The 3,699-nt window shown below is 34.9% G+C and carries 5 protein-coding genes and 1 pseudogene; 3 read left to right on the top strand and 3 right to left on the bottom strand.

Annotated features, from left to right (window positions below; translation table 11 throughout):
• Positions 1–95: 95 nt before the first annotated feature.
• From aroL to aroE, 3 genes are all read right to left on the bottom strand, one after another.
• On the bottom strand, positions 96–608 hold the full coding sequence (gene aroL, locus A9G40_RS10540; RefSeq protein WP_065583008.1) for a shikimate kinase AroL: 513 nt from the start codon (positions 606–608) through the stop codon (positions 96–98).
• Between the two features lie 218 nt (positions 609–826).
• Positions 827–1,180: an Aca2/YdiL-like domain-containing protein gene (locus A9G40_RS10535; protein ID WP_065583007.1), complete on the bottom strand. Its 354-nt coding sequence runs from the start codon at positions 1,178–1,180 to the stop codon at positions 827–829.
• A gap of 163 nt (positions 1,181–1,343) precedes the next feature.
• Complete coding sequence (aroE, locus tag A9G40_RS10530) at positions 1,344–2,174, bottom strand: shikimate dehydrogenase (protein ID WP_065583006.1); 831 nt, start codon at positions 2,172–2,174, stop codon at positions 1,344–1,346.
• Positions 2,175–2,546: 372 nt separating this feature from the next.
• On the opposite strand from aroE, the gene rpmB reads away from it, so the two are divergent.
• The 3 genes and pseudogenes from rpmB to A9G40_RS10515 all read left to right on the top strand — a co-directional run.
• Entirely contained in the window at positions 2,547–2,783 is a 237-nt protein-coding gene (gene rpmB / locus A9G40_RS10525; RefSeq protein WP_034884345.1) for a 50S ribosomal protein L28, read from the top strand.
• Between the two features lie 15 nt (positions 2,784–2,798).
• A complete protein-coding gene (gene rpmG / locus A9G40_RS10520; RefSeq protein ID WP_034884348.1) occupies positions 2,799–2,966 on the top strand; it encodes a 50S ribosomal protein L33 in 168 nt (55 codons plus the stop codon).
• Positions 2,967–3,084: 118 nt separating this feature from the next.
• Positions 3,085–3,699 (top strand): annotated as a pseudogene (locus A9G40_RS10515) (transposase); the annotation flags it as partial.

Below are 3,699 nucleotides of genomic sequence, written 5' to 3'. Positions count from 1 at the left end.
TTAATTAAGATATAAATTTATATAGAATTCTTTATTAAATTGATTATTTGCTTTTATTAAACAACACCACTTTTTAGGTAATATTTTGGCTAAATTTAACGCTTAAGCATTTCAAGGATTTTCGTGAGAACCAAGTTTTCATCTTGATCAACATTGACCTCATAATGTGCAGCATCATGATATAAAGGTAGTCTTTCAGTTAATACCTTTTCCAGTTCATCAAAAATAGACAAACCTGTTAGTGATGGGCGCTGAGCAACATTAGGATCTTTCATTAAACGCGCTGCCAGTGTTGCTGCAGGTGCTGATAAAAAGATAACCGTGCCATTTTGTTTCATAAAATCTCGGTTATGCTCAGCTAATACCATTCCTCCACCAGTTGCAATAACATGATTTGGTTTAGCTATATCAACAAGTACTTGGCTTTCTCTTGCTCTGAATCCTTCCCAACCTTCTTTTTCAACAATTTCAGCTACTGTTTTTTGAGTGGTGTCAAATAAATGCTTGTCAGTATCAACAAAAGAAAACGATAACTTGTCAGCTAACATTTTTCCCATTGTTGTTTTACCCGCAGCTCTAGCACCAACTAAAAAAATTGTTTTATTCATATTGGGTTCTGCCCTTTTAGATTTACAGAATATAGTCACCATGCTAGTGATTCACATTTGTTTTTGCAATATATTTTTACACATTATCGGTACAATTGAAAAAATATTTATTTTTCAATAAATTAACTAAAATTTTTTAACTTAAATTTGTAAATTAAAATTTACATTATTTGTAAATATACTCTATTAGGATCCTAAAATAATCTTGGTTAAGTTAATTAGCATAGTTTTTCTAAACCTCGGAAATAAAGCTCTGTGGCAATTGATTGATGTAGTCGCCATTGAATGATGTCAAGCTCTGGATTTACCTTTTTAAACTCTTCATATGTCATAAAATAGCGAATAGTATTACTACCAACACGATCATTGATGCTATTAATGATAAGATTAATTTTTTCGTTTCGAAGCTTTTTTAGCTCTTGCATAGCCGTTATAATGAATTTGGGCACAGGTGTTATACCTTTTTCCCAATCAAGCCATGTATTTGTATCTGTTTTACCAATATATTCGCTTGCTTCTGACACTTTTATCATAAGAAAACGACGATACGCTTGCAATTCTACGCTAGTCATAAATACTCCTTATTATAATGCTTTTGATCTATCCACTTAATGTGCTAATTTTTATTAAGCTAATTTATTAATGCAGAGAGTTATTAATTACTAACCTAATGATAAAATCATAAAAAAACACAGCTAATTCCAATGTCGTTAGATGTGTTTATCTGTTGAGTAATTATTTTCCGGCTAAAGCATCAATTACAGATTGTTTTGCTCGTTCAGAAAGATCTTTTCCTGTCCAAATTTTAAATTGAGCATTTGCTTGACCAATAAACATTTCACGCCCTGATATTGATTCCCAGCCCGCTTTTTCTGCTTCTTGTCTAAATCGAGTATTGTATGGTGTATAGACAATATCATACGCCAAGCCTTTCCCTTTAAACCAAGCCTGTTCATAAGGCGTCTGATCTTCAAATCTACCTTGCATACCTAATGGGGTAGAATTAATAATAATTTGTGCTTCAACTTGGCTGCGTTCTTCCCAAGCTATTGCTTTTAGATTGAACTCTTTTGCTAATGCTTTGGCTGAGTCGAGCATAATGTCTGTCACAGTAATTTCGGTATAACCAAGGTCTTGCAATCCAACAACAGCAGCACGTGCTGCGCCTCCCGCTCCTAGTAATAAAACTTTTTTATATTCAACAGGTAATTTCTTTTGTTCCAGTGGCTGCATAAAGCCAACAATATCCGTATTATCGCCACAAAGCTTATCGCCATTCCAATAAACTAAATTAGCTGCCCCTGCTTTTTTGACATGCTCAGTTACTTCGTCTAAATAAGGAATAATAGCCTGCTTATGTGGAATAGTGACACATAACCCTCTAATATTTAATAGTCTTACTGATTTAAATAGTGTTGATATTTCTTCAGGTGGCGTAGCAAAAGGCACTAAAACGGCAGGAATACCATAATCTTGAAATGATGTAGTATGAATAAGAGGACTCATACTATGCCCTAACGGATAACCGATAATGCCGTATATACTATATGGCGTGAACTGGCTCATACAATCTCCTTGAAAATTAGATCTAATAGATAAAAGCGATAATTAATAGTATTAAACCATATTTATCATAAAATTAAACGGTTTTTATATTTATCTAAATTAACCTTAGCCATAATAGTGTTATCACAACAATTATTATTTATTTGTTAATAATTATTTGGATAATGATCTTATTTTTACACTTAAATAAGATAATGCTTGAGAATTTGTGTATAACAGCGTATACTTCGCTACCTCATTATTATGGGTGTAGTGTGAGAGGTTAGACTGCTTCTCAGATAGAACTGCAGCAAACTAAAAGCCTGACGAGGTTAATTCCATTAACATATTACGCCCAGGGCTTAAGCATTGAAATTTCGGAGAATTATTGACATGTCACGAGTATGCCAAGTAACAGGAAAAGGCCCTTTAGTAGGAAATAATCGTTCTCATGCGATGAATGCTACTAAACGTCGTTTTCTACCAAACCTTCAAACTCACCGTTTCTGGATTGAGAGTGAAAAACGTTTTGTAAAATTGCGTGTATCTGCTAAAGGTATGCGTACTATCGATAAAAAGGGTATTGATGCGGTTTTAGCTGAACTTCGTGCCCGTGGTGAAAAGTACTAATAAGGAAACCATATCATGGCAAAAGGTGTACGCGAAAAAATTAGATTAGTTTCTTCTGCTGGTACAGGTCATTTTTATACCACTAGCAAAAATAAAAGAACTATGCCTGAAAAGATGGAGATCAAAAAGTATGATCCTGTTGTTCGTCAGCATGTAGTTTATAAAGAAGCTAAAATTAAATAGTTTTAGATAAATAAAAAACCCAGCAAATGCTGGGTTTTCAGATTGATGACAAAGAACTCGCTTTTTGGCGAGTTCTTTGATCTAATAGAGAGGAGTCCACTATAAGAGAAGTTCTTCTATGCTAAAAAAACCAACTCCAGCGACACCAGAAAAAATAGAGCAAATCTCACTAGATGCGCTTGTCCCCCAAAATCATCTTGTTCGTAAAATAGCTAAAGTCATTGATTTTGAATTTATTCGAGAAGCGGTAGCACCACTTTATTGCCCGAATAACGGTCGTCCGGCAGAAGATCCGGTCAGACTGTTTAAAATCATGCTATTGGGGTATCTTTTCGGTATCCCCAGTGAACGTCGTCTGGTTCAGGAAATTCAGGTCAATTTAGCTTACCGCTGGTTTCTGGGAATGGGATTAACCGAAAAAGTGATTGACGCCTCAACACTTAGTCAAAATCGTCGCCGTCGGTTTAATGACAGTGAAATCTATCAACAGATTTTTGATAATATTGTTGAGCAGGCCATTGCCAAAGGGTTGATAAGTGGTCGGGTATTATATACGGACAGTACTCACCTAAAAGCAAATGCCAATAAAGGCAAAGCACGTAATGAGCAGCGTATTGTTGAGCCCAGTCAATATATTGATGCGCTTAATCAAGCCATCAACGCAGAAAGAGAATTAAACGGAAAAAAGCCTTAAAGCCATCGACGGTAGAGAAATACAAGGAGGTTAAAGTCA

Origin of the sequence: Gilliamella sp. Nev3-1, assembly GCF_001690435.1 — a bacterium.
Taxonomy (GTDB): domain Bacteria; phylum Pseudomonadota; class Gammaproteobacteria; order Enterobacterales; family Orbaceae; genus Gilliamella; species Gilliamella apicola_C.
This window is presented reverse-complemented; position numbering and strand designations above follow the sequence as displayed.

Bases quoted from the DNA above. Each gene is read 5' to 3' on its own strand.
- A9G40_RS10535 (WP_065583007.1), bottom strand. From the start codon at position 1,180: ATGACTAGCGTAGAATTGCAAGCGTATCGTCGTTTTCTTATGATAAAA.
- aroE (WP_065583006.1), bottom strand. From the start codon at position 2,174: ATGAGCCAGTTCACGCCATATAGTATATACGGCATTATCGGTTATCCG.
- rpmB (WP_034884345.1), top strand. From the start codon at position 2,547: ATGTCACGAGTATGCCAAGTAACAGGAAAAGGCCCTTTAGTAGGAAAT.
- rpmG (WP_034884348.1), top strand. From the start codon at position 2,799: ATGGCAAAAGGTGTACGCGAAAAAATTAGATTAGTTTCTTCTGCTGGT.
- aroL (WP_065583008.1), bottom strand. From the start codon at position 608: ATGAATAAAACAATTTTTTTAGTTGGTGCTAGAGCTGCGGGTAAAACA.